We start from the raw sequence: 12,959 nt of genomic DNA on the forward strand, positions 1-12,959 counted from the left end.
GTCCCGATGGCACTTGCCCTCGGGACTGCGATTACGTTCGCATTGTCCGCGGTGCTCGTTAGGGTCGGCGTCGAGAAATCCACACCCCTGTCTGCGTTGTTCGTCACACTATCGGTCAACCTCGTCGTACTGTGGACGCTCAGCTGGGTCCGATACGAGGTGTCCTTCGACGTCTGGAACTGGCGGCACTTCGTCATTGCAGGGTTGTTCGCGCCGGTTCTCGGACGTCTCTGCAACTATACCGGTATTCAGCGGCTCGGCGTTAATCTCAGTGTCCCGATTAGCAACGCGAATCCCATGGTCGCCGTCGTCTTGGCGTTCGTCTTTCTCGGTGAAGCGCTCTCTCCATTCGGGCTTGTCGGTGCAGCAGGCGCAATCGCCGGGGGGATGCTTCTCGGGACGGTCCGCGGAGGCGAGAGATACACCGTCAACCGACGCGATTTCGTCTTTCCAGTCCTTGCCGCGATGCTTTTCGGGGGCGCACAGGTACTCCGGAAGGTCGGATTGGACCTCGTCGCCGCTCCGGCAGTAGGGGCTGCGGTCAACACGACAACATCGTGGGCACTCGTGGTCATCTATCTCACGCTCACCGGAAACTACCGGCAGCTCGAGCTACGAAATGGGGTCGGACTCTTCGTGCTCTCGGGCCTTGCATCGAGTACGGGCATCGTCTTCTTGTACATGGCACTCCAGGGTGCACCGGTCGTTCTCGTTGCCCCCATATTGAACGCTTCACCGCTGTTCGCACTCGTGCTCTCGGCTGTATTCACCCGTGAGCTAGAGATGTTCACGCCCCGCGTCACAGTCGGGACCGTACTCGTCGTCGCTGGGATCACTGCACTTGTGCTCGCGAGCTGAGCAGTCGGGTCGTACCCACACTTCGGTCGGATCAGAACAAACTCTACCGAAAACTTCATACCAGTCGGGGGATATCCTGTGAGTCATGGTAGTACAAAACATGGGGCTAGACCATGTCGCTATCAAAGTCCGAGACCTCGAATCGTCAGTGGCGTTCTATCGCGACGTCATGAATATGGGAGTATCAGACCGAATCGGTGATGCGGTCGCGTTCCTGCGAACGCCGGCCGATGCCGAGGATTCACAGCACCATGAACTCAACCTCACACAGATGTCCGAAGAGGAGCTGAGTGTGCTTGAAGAACGTGGTGAGCGTGAACTCGACCTCCACGAGTTCGAACGGGACCTCCACGAGGACGGCCCGCCGATGCTGCCGGCTTCTGGTCCGATATACCATATCGCGTTCGAGGTTCCGAACTATCAAGCGATTGTCAGAGCAGCAGAGGGACTCCGTGAGCGGAACCACCCGATCTACCGAGGACCAGGGCGCCACGGACCGGGGAACAACATCTTCCTGTACTTTCCAGATCCCGACGGCTACCCCATCGAATTGACCGCAGATATGGAAGAGGCACCGGAAGTTGGAGGAAAGAAGCCGAAGCAGTGGCCCCAGACGAAGGAGACTTGGAACGTCTGGTATCACACGCAGGACCTCGACGAACCAGAAGAATAAACCCGCATAGACCGAACCGTCTCTCTTCACACCGTATCTCCGAACCGTTAGTTGGCGCTCAGTCCCGAAGTGAGGCGAGCAAATCGTACGACGCGGGTGCATAACCCATATGAGTTGGTACCAAATCGGCCGACAGGCCGTTTTAACATGCAAAACATTGATTGTCTAGGCTCTTGTGTACTATTCGCATGAGCTCCGAAAAACGGTCGAACATCCCGGTCAAATCGGTTGTGAAGATGTTTTCCATCCTCGATTCCCTTCAGGAGTTAGACAGCGCGGGCCTGAGCACTGTCGCAAAACACGTCGGAATCTCGAAGACGACAGCGTACAACCACCTCGAAACACTCGAACAGCTCGAGTACGTCGTTCGTCAAGATGGCGAGTACCACCTCGGCTTTCGGCTCCTTGACCTCGGTGGGTACGTTCTCTCGAGAGATCCGAGATTGTCGTTGGTCAGGCCGAAAGTCCGTGAGATAGCGATGGAGACGGAAGAACTCTGTCAATTCTTCGTTGAGGAACACGGTCAGGCAATCATCGTGTTCCGTGAAGTCGGTGAAAATGCGATTGAAACCCGCACGCGATTAGGGACGCGACTTTACCTCCACCAAGCCACCGCTGGCAAGGCTATCCTCGCCAACCTCCCTGAGGGTCGGGTTCAAGAGATCATTGACAAACACGGGCTTCCCCAGAAGACCGAGCAGACTATCACGGACATCGACCGACTGTCGGCCGAGCTCGATGAAATACGGAAACGAGGGTACGCTTTCGACCAGGAAGAACACATCAAACGAATGTACGCGATTGGTGTTCCTGTGCGCGACTCGGAGAACTCCGTACTCGGCGCACTGAGCGTCGCCGGTCCGTCACACCGCATCAAGAATGAGGAGAGGGTCGAAGAGATCTCCGAATTATTGCTCGGCGTTGCAAACGAACTTGAGCTTAGCCTCAGTTTGCGATAGTGTGATTTTGTTTTCTAAAACGTTCTTGATTATCTTAAGGTCGTTCGAGAACGTCGGTGCCATCCCACGATTCTGAGGAGGTCCTCGTAATCAGATGATCAACAAATGTGAATCTCCATCACATGAAGTGTTGTTTTACGAAACAAACCGTCGTGTGAGGACAGTACACATGAGTAAAACCGTGATGCAACCATTCCTGCGCTGACACTCCCGTCCGTTGATCAAGGTTACAGAGTGAAGGCACGAATGTCGTCAGTATCTTCCTCCATAACCCACCACGCAAAATAAATTACAAATATAGATGCGTAATGGTCTTCGAATCATGGCAGAAACACACGATCACATTCTGGCAGTGGGTGCATCGAATGGCTGATAGCGTTCCCGACCCGCCGTCGTTCACGAGAGCAAAGCTCTCGTGCAGCCCATCAGAAATCTTCGATTTCTGAGGACGGCGCAGCCAACGCGGGTCGCGGTCAACGAAACCGCTGTCCGGATCAACGGTGATCTGTCTTGTCTGTACTCTACAATATAACTCGACACAAAGTTACTGCTTGGCGTCGACCTCTCCGAACGGCGAGGCACCGGTCCAGCAACTGAATTCCCTCGGCAGCTCACCAAGAAACATGACCTCTCAGACACCGTGTTTCTCGTCGATAGTTATGGTTATCTGACTGCCCTCTATCGATTAGACTTGAGCGAACATCTGGATTACATTGACCAAAACCTCATGGAAGAGTGATTTCATACGCAACACGAGGATTGACCGCTTCCATAACTCGTGGGTCGGCAGTCGAGCTGCCGTCGCCCAGAGTCTTGCACAATTCTCGTACTACTATAACGTCTAACGACCGCATCAAGCGCTAAATGATCGAACACCAGCTGAGGCTGTTAACTAGACAGTGACCTTTCATTTGAATTATCAGTTTCTCTATGCCGTCTGTGAGAAGGATCTATCAACGTACTCGCAGTCGCCGTGGACGACGTATTCACGAGGGGATGCGTCGTCGTCTTCAAGCGGCTTGTATGCCCGAAAGTATCAGTGCCTGATGCTGGTGGACGGGCAGTCGCGACGGGAGCAATTACACTCGTGACGAGGAGTGCAACCACCAGCAGGGACACATCTCGGTCCATACAGTTCGTGGAGTAGCTAACGTGACCCGGTTACCAGGGGACGAGATCAACACACTGCGCCAGCGGGAGGCCCATCATCGACCCGGTGACCGTGTACAGCGGGCCGAGGATGACGAGGATAACAGCGGATTTCATCGCCGACCGCTTGTGGCGTTTGAGTCCCTTCTTTTGCTCTGGGTTGAGAGTGAACATCTCGACGAGAGAGTCCGCCTGCCAGACCACGGCGAGACCGACGATGCCGAGGCCTGTCGTCAGCTGGAAGAAGCCCTCGATCATTCCGGGCAACTGGTCTGCATTGCAGACAGCATTCTGAGCGGCGGCAGGCTGGACAGCAAGGAGACTGAAAAGGATTGTACTGATCGCCAGCTTCCGAATCAGTCTCTTACTCGACGTCGATTCAACTCCTGTACACAATTCAGCTTCAGTTTTCGGGGTGTCGTGTTGGGCCATTTCGATTATATGTTCTGGTTTTGAATGTGCTTGCACTGCGGTCTGTTTCAGGCTGACTCGTCGGATTCACGGATAGGTGCCGTCTGTTGTCCCGGACAAGGATGTGAATCGATACAGACATCTCCGTTATCACAATACAGAATTAGATTTGGTAAGTATTTTCTGATGTATTGACTAGTAAAGTTCGTTATGATATTTCATAGACTACTAACCGATTCTGATTTTCGTTTTAGCAGATCGAGGTATATCGTCCTCTGTTTAACCAACATAGAATCTTTTGAGATTAGTGTTGGTTAATCAAATTTCAACTTATTTACTCACCTATTCGATCTGGATCGGACCGGTTCCCATTTTCGACATTATACGAGCGCACAATCTGTAAGCCCCGGTATAGCCAGTTGGTCAATTTGTTCGGGTCTATTCCTGAGGATTCATTGCCCCGTCTACAATCTCAACTAACTCTGGCATCGAGAGCGGATCTACGTCGACACGGTACCCCTGCGCCGTGTAGAGGATTCCTGCAGTCACGTCCCGGTTAGGGAACCATTCGGCCAACACGTGATAGTACACGCTGAGTTGCTTCCGATACTCGTCCTCGGCGTGCCGTCCGAGGTCGGTCTTGAAGTCGATTATTTCGACAGTATCGGGACGAATGTGAACGAGGTCGACGATTCCCGAGATGGTGACCTGCTCGCCATCGACAGTGAGCGGGAGATACGCACCCTCCTCGACTCGTAGTTCTCCATCGAGAGAGTTCAGGAACGACTTGATGTGCCGTTCGTCGTCGTTCGAGGGCTCGACGTCTCCCTCCAACACGTATCGCTCAGCGAACTCGTGGGTCTGTGTTCCGAACGCGGTTCCTCTCCCGTCGTCGACGTCCTCGAACACATCGTCGCGCATGAGCGTGTGCGGCGAGTGTCCGACCGGGCCGTCCGGCGTCGGCACAGCAATCTGCAAGTGCGCCTGCGTCGTTTCGCTGATATCGTCTTCCTCAACATCAGGTTCCAGTTCCTCGATGTCGACTGGAAGCTTCTCGATGAACGTGTTCGGGCTCTCGCCTGCCGTGAACACGAGGTGGCTCTCAGCCCGTGTCATCGCGACGTAGAGCAAGCGTCGCTCCTCGTCGTATCCACGCGGCAGGCACTTCCGAAGGACGTCACTCCGCCAGTTGTCGTGAATGTGGGGATACCCGTGGTCGTCGGCGTAGAGTTTCCGCTGGCGTAAGCCAATTGGGTCGTCGAACGTGATCGCGTTACTGTTCCCGCCCGACGGTGGGAAGCGGTGTGAGTTCATGTTCGCGAGCACGACAATGGGGTGTTCGAGTCCCTTGGCTGCGTGGATGGTCTGGACCGTCACCGAGTTCATCCCGGCGCTCGCGTGCACCTCGTGGGTGCTTCCGTCCTCGATGCCCCGCTCGATGAACCGGATGAGGTCACCTCGTGTCAGCGTCGTCGCGCTGTGGACGGACTGTATCGTCGTCAGTAGCACGTCGGCATACGCCCCGTCGTAGTCGTACTGGGAGAACACGCGCTGGGCAACCCCACCGACCGTCTCCAGTGTTCCAAGCTCCGACTTGAACGTCTGCATGTTGGCGGGGTATTCCTTACTCTCAAGGACGTGTTTGACTTCGTCGAGCGTGTAGCCAGCTTCCTCGAGGACGACGGCCCAGCCCCGATCCGCGTCGGATTCGAGAATTCGCAGCCACGCCAAGAGAAGCTTCGCCGGGTCAGACCGAAACAGCTCGATGCCGCCCTCGTACGCCATCGGCAACCCGTACTCCTCGGCGACAGACAGAAGTTCCCGGCCGAAGTCACGAGTCCGGGTGAGCACGACGATGTCACCGTATTCCGGCAGACGAAGTTTATCGTCCTCTTCGACTTGATACGCGTCGTTCCCGGCGATCTCCTGTATCTTGGTCAGAACGGCCTCGTGTTCGTCTTCGTGTTGAATCGCCTCGATGCGGGAGTTCTCGTGCGCAGCGTTCGAGGAGAGCGACACGATGCGGTCTCGGACGGCCGCCTCGTCGACGTCGTCCTTGCTTGCAGCGGGTGTGACCAGGCTGTGCTCGGAGAAGTCGAGAATGGCCTGCGTCGACCGGTAGTTCTCGACGAGTTCGATATCGATGATCGGGCGTGTCGCCCATGACACTCGCTCGTGGTCCTCGTTGAGTTCGTCAACGAATCGGTCCAGTCGAGATTCGAACTCGGTGATGTTCTCGACGGCGGCGTACTGGAACGAGTAGATGCTCTGTTTCCAGTCACCGACGACACAGACGTTGTTCGTATCCGCGAGAAGGAGTGCGAGTTTGAACTGGATCTCGCTGGAGTCCTGGAACTCGTCGATCATCACGTACTCGAAGGCGACGTCGTCGCGGAGTCGGTGGTCGTCACAGAGCAGGACGAACGCAAATAGTTGAAGAAAGCTGAAGTTGAGGTAGTTTCGACTGAGCGCGAACTCCAGATACTCGTGATAGACGTCGTGGACGAAGTTCTTGAGGCCCTCTCGCGGTTCGTCAAACGCCAGTCGTGCAACGGCAGCGGGAATTTGCTTCTCTCCCCATCCGCCACGGATCTCATCTTCTTCGGGCGCGTCTGGGAGGTAGCATTTGTCGTTCCCGTAGCCTCCGAGTTTCGAGCGAAGCTTGGACTGCTTGTTCCCGTCGTTCCGGGGCTGATTCAGTTCGTCGAAGATCTCACGGAACGCCTCGAAGTCACCATCCAGGTATCGCTCGCCATTCCGGTACCAGCCATCAACCGTCGGGAAGACGCCTTTCGCCGCGAGTTGATTGATCAATCCGAGGAGTTCGACTGGCTCCTTGACGGCGCGAAAGAAGTCATCGTACTCGGGGTGGTCGTCGCTGAATCGACGGATGAACTCGCGGAACTGCGCCTTCTCGACGTTCTCATCTTCGAGGACGCGTGTGGACCCCGTAATTCGGTCGTCGATGCCGAGGAGCGTCGGGGCCTCGAATCCGTGTTCCATGAGGATGTCGTGACAGAGGCTGTGGAACGTCTGGATCGGCGCGTCAGCGAGTTCACGCATCCCGTAGTCACAGTTGGTGACGATTCGCTCTCGCATCTCCGTCGCCGCGTTGTTGGTGAACGTCACGAGGAGGACGTCCTCCGGCTCGACGTCGTCTTTGTCGACGATCTCTGCGTATCGTCGGGTGACAGTGAACGTCTTCCCCGTCCCCGCGCCGGCGTCGACGACGTGGATGCCCTGTGTACTGTCGATGAGGTCTTGCTGTTGGTCGTTCGGCTCGGTCATCGCGAACCACCCTCCAGGATGCAGTCTCGGTTATCCACGTACCGATAGTTCGGGTCGCCGCCGAGTCCCAGAACCGGGAAGCGCTCGTCACCGGCACGGCGGTCGTTCAACTCCGAAAGGCGATCTCGGACGAACTGCTCGAATACGTCCACGTCGCCAGTGAAATAGTTCTGGTTACGAATACGGAGCAAGTGTCTCAGGGCCTGCTTACAGCCCTTCTTCACGTACTTGTAGTCGCCAACGCTCTCCTTCATCTGTTCCGTCAATAGGCGAGCAAACATGGAGTCCAAGAGTTCACTCTTGTCTCTCGTCTCCGGGAACTCGTGTACGTCCAAGAACTCCGAGTACTCTTCGTACTCCACCTTGGAGAAGGTCTTGTTACAGTCGTTCGCGGCGTCTTCCTGCAGTTCGGTGAAGGTGTCTCGCCTCGCGATGTATCCCTCGTACGTAACGGGATAATACGTCACCGTCGTGAGGCAGTCCTCAAGCGACCCATCCCCAGTTACCACATCGTCGAGCGTTTCGAGGAAGTGGAAGAACGTGAATCGAAGTTCCTCATCCGGGCGCTCAGTACGCTGGTGAGCAAGATACAGCAATGCCTGGAAGTTCGGTTTGTCGCTCGGTGGGTCGAGCGAGGAGTGCTTGACAATGGAGTATGCCGACTTCTTTGAGCCACTCTTGTAGTCGAGGAGTCGAGTCGGGCTGTGAACAAGGTCGATTTTCCCCTTCAATCCGAGGTCGGTGTTCTCAAACCACCGTTCGGTGTGCGACGTATCGATGGGCTGGTCGTAATACTCGGCGAAAAAGTTCTCCCCCCAGCCACTGTCCGGTGTCGTCAAGCCGTCGCCCTGAGGCGGGTTTGCATCGAGGAACTCGACGATGGTCTGGAGACCGACACGGTATTTCGTGAGTCGGACCTCCCGGTCGACGCCGCGGAGGAATGGGTCAACCTCGTCGAGAATGGCTGCGGCGACCTCGTCGAGGGTGTCTGTGCTGATGGCATCCGGATGTGAGACGTAGAACTCTGCGAAGTCGTGGAACAGGTTCCCTTCTTTGAAGTGCTCCTTGTCCGGGTTGTCGACGAGTCGACTGAAGAAGTAATCACGAGGAGAGTTGACGTAGGTGTTCAGACTCGACTGGCTCAGTGCGGTGACATCCTCTGGAGAGACGTCGAGTGGTTCTCTCTCGAACCCGTCCTGCGTCGTTCGAAATGCTCGTGAATGCTGCAGCGAGTTCAGGTCACTGAATCGGTCGAATTCCTCGTCGATCAGCTCTTCGAAATACAGGCAGGGAGTGACAGGCGTCCCACCGGCGGTGTCCTGCACAAGATAGTACTGGTCGACACCGTTCTGCAGGAGGAGTTGGAACTGCCTGATGTTCCGCTCGAATTCCTGGCCTCGGTCGACCCACGGGCGACGAGGCGACGAATGCGTCCACCCTTCGTCGAGGCCGAAATAAAACACGACGGCGCGGTCGACGTGCGCGGCCGATTTCGCATCGGCCAACAGGACACCTTCGTTTTCGCGGTCCACGGGGACTTCGTACGACTGCAGATAGAATTCGAGTCGGTCGACTGCCTGTTCGGTGACGGCCTCGTCGAGGAGGCCAAGCGTCGAGAGTTCGTCTCTGAAGGCGTCGATGGTGGTGTCTGTGACGCCCTCGTATGCGTCGATGGCCTCCTCGAACGTACTGGAACGAATCTCATCACGGAACTCGTGGAGCCAGTCTACTTCCGAACGGTCGAGGTCGAAGAGACGCTTCTCGTCGTGCTCGATATCGATGGGCATCCCGAGCTGGGTGAGGAGTGGTCGAACGTCGCCAACCCGCGTATCTCGGCCAGTGTGCGCACTTCGAAGCAGCTGCAGGAACGCTCGGTGACGCGCATCGTCGGTGAAACCCGGCCCACCGTAGTATGGGATATCTGCGGCTTCCAGCGCCGACTCGATGAGCGATGAGTACTGACTAGCTGCATCGAGAACAACAGCCACGCCTTCGGCGTTTTCGGGGGTAACCGTATCGAGGACGATGTCGACGATTGCGGCCGGCGAATCGAGAATTCGGAACGGTGGATGGTCGAACGACTCTTCGGTGAACGGGTCGACCGTTTCGTAGTCTGGAGGAAGGATCGAGCGTTCGAGTTCGGTGAGCTGCTTGAATCCGACGACAGCCACCGACGTGTCGGCATCGATGCTGTACTCGGTGAGGCGCGTGGACGTCGTGTCCATCTCGGCGATGCAGTCGACAGCGGTGTGCGTTGCCTTCGTCGCGAACTGGTCGTAGTCGAGAACAGCCTCAGCCGTCCCCAGGTACTCCCAGCACTGGAGGATGTTCCCGACCACATAGGACGTCTCCTTCCAGTTGAGATCGGTCGTCTCGATGATTTCGAGAAACGCGAGTCGGTCCTCGGCCTGCTCTCGCCGTCGAGCCGCCAGGCGCCGTGGGGGAATCGCGAACGGCCCGAAGTGGGGTTGGTCGAGACGCCGGTTCAGGGCGCTTGCCATCGGCGCGTCCGGCACGAGCACAAGGTCGAAATCCTTGCATTCCTCGTAGAGAGAATCGAGAGACTTCGCTCGTGTAATTGACACGGACTATCGGACTCGGGTGGGTTTCAAAAATGTGTCGTCGGAACACCCAATTCAGGAATTCGAGCCTCCTCAGAATGATTTAAACAAACCGGCCTATCGACCCAACGGAACGCCCGAAAATGTGTATCGCAATATACGGTTTATTCTCAACGTGCATAATCTCGCCTCAACTAGCGTGGGTTTAGCAGACTCTCTCGGTCAGCCGAGCCCACAAACTGATAAGGTATCCGACTGAAATGCTGAGTAACCCGAATATGCCACTCTTAGAATCGCCATACTGCAGCGCGATTGGGCTTCTAGCCAATTTCTACAGCCCAGTTGCGAACGGTCGAAGCCTGCAGAGATCACTATCATGAGTCGATCAGATGCCGAACAGGAGGGAGAAACCGATGCTGAGCAGGTGCCATCATTCGATGGTGTCCGATGGACCTCGTGTTCGCTCGAGGACTTCACGGACCTGTACTGGGACGAGGTCGCCCCCTGCCTCGAAGCAGAGGATATCGACCCGTCGAGCGAGAAACCCACCCATCAATGGTTTCGAGATCACGATGCACGGTCATTCCTCGCGGCTCTCCGTCGCCATCACGACCGTTCGTTCGGTGAGTTCTGGACCGAGGACCTCGGGCTTGGCGACGGTGAAGAGGGCTACTCATGGGCAACAACGAATGATGCGACAATCGACGCCCTCGAACAGTTCCTGAACCGACGGAAATCACGATACAGTCTTGCGACGTCGTCCGTCGACGCCCTCCGAACGCGACTGAATCTCTACGTCCGTGCCTACCGAGAGGCGAACGGTACAGACGATCTCCTCACACCGATTCAACGAGACCAAGAGAATCCAGCCTACGAAGCCGTTGACGCGGTCTATGCAGCATTCGACTGGTTGAACGAGGGAACCGAACACGAGTACAGTGCCCAGACGCTCCAGCGTGTGCGACGCGTCGTCGACGCTTGGTATCAGCATCTGGTCGGTCGACGGGCCGCCTCGATGAACCCTGCGAGCGGCCTCTACGACGAATTCAAGTGGGAGGTCGAAGATTCTCCGACACCGTCCCTTTCGGCTAGTCATATTCGGAAGCTGATGCAGGCAGCGGGGACGACGAGAGAACAGTTGCTCGTAATGGCGTTGGCTGGCTGGGGACTTCGAGCGAGTGAGGTCGCAGCACTCCACGTCTCGCAGTTCCACCGTGATGTTCCCGAAGACGACGTCCCCTTCGTCACGTTCGAGAGCCGCAAAAACGGGCCCGGTGAGGTGTCTCTCCTGTACGGAATGGATGTTCTTGATTCACGAATCGACGAACTAGCGGAAGACGAAACGTGGACTGGATACCTGTTCCCCTCTTCACAGGGAAAAGCGCCGTACGTGACCCGTGATACAGTCCGTAACTGGTTCCAGAATCTCGCATCGAACGCCGGTCTACCAGACCGAATCGAAGGAGAGCGGCCGAGTCCACAGCTCTGTCGGCGCTTCTGGTACGATACCTATACCGCAGTCCTCGAGGGCGTGCTCGAAGGCGTCGACGAGATCGCGGCAGAGCAGGGTAGTAGCGATCCTCGGGTGGTGATGCAAAATTACCTCTCTGACTCGCGTTCTCGTCGAGTCCGACGTGAGTTCATGCGAGAACAGCTGGACGAAGCCTTCGGAGAGAGGTCGTAGCATCAACCGCCGTCTCTCCAGTTGTCTTTCCCTGGTAGGGATTGAATCATTGAATCAGTGAATCATAGATTCCATGAAGAACTGAGTGCTGGAAGTGAAGAATCCGAGATTGCATGAGTCAGGGAATCAGTGGAAACGTGAAGACGAGAAAAACACTGAATCTATGAGTTCATGAATCCATGAGTCACTGAATCAGTGAGCAATTGAAGCATTGAAATGAGGACTCAGGAACTCGCACTACGGTCAATGAATAATTGAACCAATGAATCAGTGAAATAGTGATTTATAGATTCAATGAATCCATGAGTCAGGGAGTCAAAGACAGAATTTAATAAGTATCGAAATGTAGACACAGTCCGCTAACTGCCCGAATTCAGTATGTTTGGGATCGAGAGAAACGCAACTGAGCGTCTGACGTAAGTTTATGAATCAGTGATTCAATGATCGAGTTATGACCGAGCCACCTCGTGGATGGGGCGTCACGTCATCGACTGGCATCCCCACGATCGCCTTCGGCAATCAGAAAGGCGGGACCGGGAAGACGACAGCGACAATCAACAGCGCAGCAGCGCTCGCCACTCGCGGCCACGGTGTGCTGGCGATCGATATTGATCCCCAAGCAGACCTAACGAAAGGACTCGGGCTGGGTCCAGGCGACAACAACGATTCGTCAAGCCCGAAGAACGATCTTCCAAACGTACTGGTCACCGACGACGCGAACCTCCTCGACGTTCTCGTCAACAATCCGCGGACGCACGATACCAGGCTTTCGGAGATTGTGATTGAGGCCGATGAGTACGACCATCTGAACTTCGACCTGATACCCAGTCACAAGGATATGGGCCTCGCACGAGACTGGATGGACGATGCAAGCGCTCGGCTCTCGTTGAAACTCGCTCTTGATGAGATGGTTGACGACGGACATGACTACGATTTTATTCTGATCGACTGCCCACCGGACCTCTCTGTTCTGACGGATGCGGCGTTCATCGCGGCCCAGAACGTCTTCCTGGCTGCACAGACCCAGGCGACGTCGCGGGATGCGCTTGACGACCTGTGGGACCAGCTGGAGTCCATCGAAGACAACCAGCAGATCGAGATTGCGATCGTGGGACTCCTAGCAAATATGTACCGGGACGACGGCCAGTCACAGAAGTTCCTCAACGCCTTCGACGAGTCCTTCGCGTCGATGGCGCCGATTTTCAAACTCCCGATGCGAGTAGCGATTCAACGCGCGTGGGACAACGGACGAGACATCTTCGAGTGGGAGGACCCGAACGACCAACAGGTGGAGCGTGATGTCTTCCTCGAGATTGCAGAGACGATGGAACGGGCCTTCGACAAGACACAGGTGGAGGTGTAAACATGCCCCGGGG

General features: G+C 56.0%; 8 protein-coding genes and 1 pseudogene. 6 read left to right on the forward strand and 3 right to left on the reverse strand.

Annotated features, from left to right (window positions below):
• The first annotated feature begins 6 nt into the window (after positions 1-6).
• From C2R22_RS21825 to C2R22_RS26660, 4 genes and pseudogenes are all read left to right on the forward strand, one after another.
• Positions 7-858 (forward strand): DMT family transporter, encoded by an 852-nt coding sequence (locus C2R22_RS21825; protein ID WP_245903059.1) that lies wholly within the window; start codon positions 7-9, stop codon positions 856-858.
• An 85-nt stretch (positions 859-943) separates the two neighbouring features.
• The gene (locus C2R22_RS21830; protein WP_103427895.1) at positions 944-1,531 is read left to right on the forward strand and encodes a VOC family protein; all 588 of its coding nucleotides are present in this window, start codon (positions 944-946) and stop codon (positions 1,529-1,531) included.
• A gap of 188 nt (positions 1,532-1,719) precedes the next feature.
• Positions 1,720-2,490 (forward strand): IclR family transcriptional regulator, encoded by a 771-nt coding sequence (locus C2R22_RS21835; RefSeq protein ID WP_103427896.1) that lies wholly within the window; start codon positions 1,720-1,722, stop codon positions 2,488-2,490.
• A 347-nt stretch (positions 2,491-2,837) separates the two neighbouring features.
• Positions 2,838-3,335: pseudogene (locus C2R22_RS26660) on the forward strand (hypothetical protein); the annotation flags it as partial.
• A gap of 316 nt (positions 3,336-3,651) precedes the next feature.
• Here C2R22_RS26660 and C2R22_RS21845 read toward each other — a convergent pair.
• From C2R22_RS21845 to C2R22_RS21855, 3 genes are all read right to left on the reverse strand, one after another.
• Complete coding sequence (locus C2R22_RS21845; protein ID WP_103427898.1) at positions 3,652-4,071, reverse strand: hypothetical protein; 420 nt, start codon at positions 4,069-4,071, stop codon at positions 3,652-3,654.
• Between the two features lie 417 nt (positions 4,072-4,488).
• On the reverse strand, positions 4,489-7,338 hold the full coding sequence (locus tag C2R22_RS21850) for a UvrD-helicase domain-containing protein (RefSeq protein ID WP_103427899.1): 2,850 nt from the start codon (positions 7,336-7,338) through the stop codon (positions 4,489-4,491).
• Complete coding sequence (locus tag C2R22_RS21855) at positions 7,335-9,923, reverse strand: PD-(D/E)XK nuclease family protein (protein WP_173862844.1); 2,589 nt, start codon at positions 9,921-9,923, stop codon at positions 7,335-7,337. Before C2R22_RS21855 ends, C2R22_RS21850 begins: the two co-directional genes overlap by 4 nt.
• A 352-nt stretch (positions 9,924-10,275) precedes the next feature.
• Between C2R22_RS21855 and C2R22_RS27225 the strand changes: the two genes are divergently transcribed.
• Together C2R22_RS27225 and C2R22_RS21865 are read left to right on the forward strand one after the other, a co-directional pair.
• Positions 10,276-11,583, forward strand: coding sequence for a tyrosine-type recombinase/integrase (locus C2R22_RS27225; RefSeq protein WP_103427901.1), 1,308 nt, complete (start codon positions 10,276-10,278; stop codon positions 11,581-11,583).
• A gap of 451 nt (positions 11,584-12,034) precedes the next feature.
• Positions 12,035-12,946 carry a ParA family protein gene (locus C2R22_RS21865; RefSeq protein ID WP_103427902.1) on the forward strand — a complete coding sequence of 304 codons (912 nt, stop codon included), beginning with the start codon at positions 12,035-12,037 and terminating at the stop codon, positions 12,944-12,946.
• Positions 12,947-12,959: the final 13 nt, after the last annotated feature.

Source organism: Salinigranum rubrum, from assembly GCF_002906575.1.
In the GTDB taxonomy this organism is placed as follows: domain Archaea; phylum Halobacteriota; class Halobacteria; order Halobacteriales; family Haloferacaceae; genus Salinigranum; species Salinigranum rubrum.

Excerpts from the sequence above, each read along its gene's own strand:
- C2R22_RS21865 (WP_103427902.1), top strand. The coding sequence starts at position 12,035 with ATGACCGAGCCACCTCGTGGATGGGGCGTCACGTCATCGACTGGCATC.
- C2R22_RS27225 (WP_103427901.1), top strand. The coding sequence starts at position 10,276 with ATGAGTCGATCAGATGCCGAACAGGAGGGAGAAACCGATGCTGAGCAG.
- C2R22_RS21830 (WP_103427895.1), top strand. The coding sequence starts at position 944 with ATGGTAGTACAAAACATGGGGCTAGACCATGTCGCTATCAAAGTCCGA.
- C2R22_RS21845 (WP_103427898.1), bottom strand. The coding sequence starts at position 4,071 with ATGGCCCAACACGACACCCCGAAAACTGAAGCTGAATTGTGTACAGGA.
- C2R22_RS21835 (WP_103427896.1), top strand. The coding sequence starts at position 1,720 with ATGAGCTCCGAAAAACGGTCGAACATCCCGGTCAAATCGGTTGTGAAG.
- C2R22_RS21825 (WP_245903059.1), top strand. The coding sequence starts at position 7 with ATGGCACTTGCCCTCGGGACTGCGATTACGTTCGCATTGTCCGCGGTG.
- C2R22_RS21850 (WP_103427899.1), bottom strand. The coding sequence starts at position 7,338 with ATGACCGAGCCGAACGACCAACAGCAAGACCTCATCGACAGTACACAG.